The organism is Caballeronia sp. INML2 (assembly GCF_023631365.1).
Lineage (GTDB): Bacteria > Pseudomonadota > Gammaproteobacteria > Burkholderiales > Burkholderiaceae > Caballeronia > Caballeronia turbans.
The window spans coordinates 1-614 of sequence record NZ_JALQDH010000098.1 but is presented as its reverse complement, the minus strand read 5'-3'; the positions used below and the strand labels follow the sequence as shown (position 1 = coordinate 614).

Sequence of the window (614 nt, the reverse complement as noted above, 5' to 3'; positions counted from 1 at the left end):
CCGCGCTCGAAGCGTGGCAAATCCGGCGCGAGCACTGGCAACTGCTCTATCTGGCTTTTGATCTGGCACGGGAGCCGCTGTATTTGTTCTCCTCGGATCAGCTTGCGCAAGCCAACGAAGAGGCAGCTAAGAGCGGCCGCCGCGGGCTGGACCTGTTCGAGCTGTTGCAAGATGAGTCGCAACGCCGGTTCGGATTCCGCTACGCGGGTCCGGCCCTGGACGACCGGCAGAGCAATGGTCGGCACGAGGTTCATGTCGCCTACGCGCTCGCGGCGGGCAAGCCCGTTCCGCAAGCGGTCATCGATGACTACGCTTCGTTGTCGAAGTTCGATTCCGACTTGCAATGGGCCAAGCCGCTTCTCGCGGTGCCCGAGTTGCGTGGTGCGTTGCCGCTTGCGAAGCTCGTGCCGCTCGCAACGGTGATGCGCCATTCGAAGCAGGCGATCACCTCTGACAATGCCGCGCTGCTCGCGATGCTGATGGGTCTCGTGCCGAACTCGCCAACGACGGTCGAAGTCGACGACCTGCTGTACGCGAAGGGCATTCTCGAAGCGCATCCTTTGCCTGCGGCGTACCTGAAGCCGGTCGATATCGGCCTGCCGACCTGTCAGTTC

1 pseudogene is annotated in these 614 nt (G+C 62.9%); it reads left to right on the top strand.

From position 1 onward, the window contains the following. A pseudogene (locus NCT32_RS31985) lies at window positions 1–614 on the top strand (hypothetical protein); the annotation flags it as partial.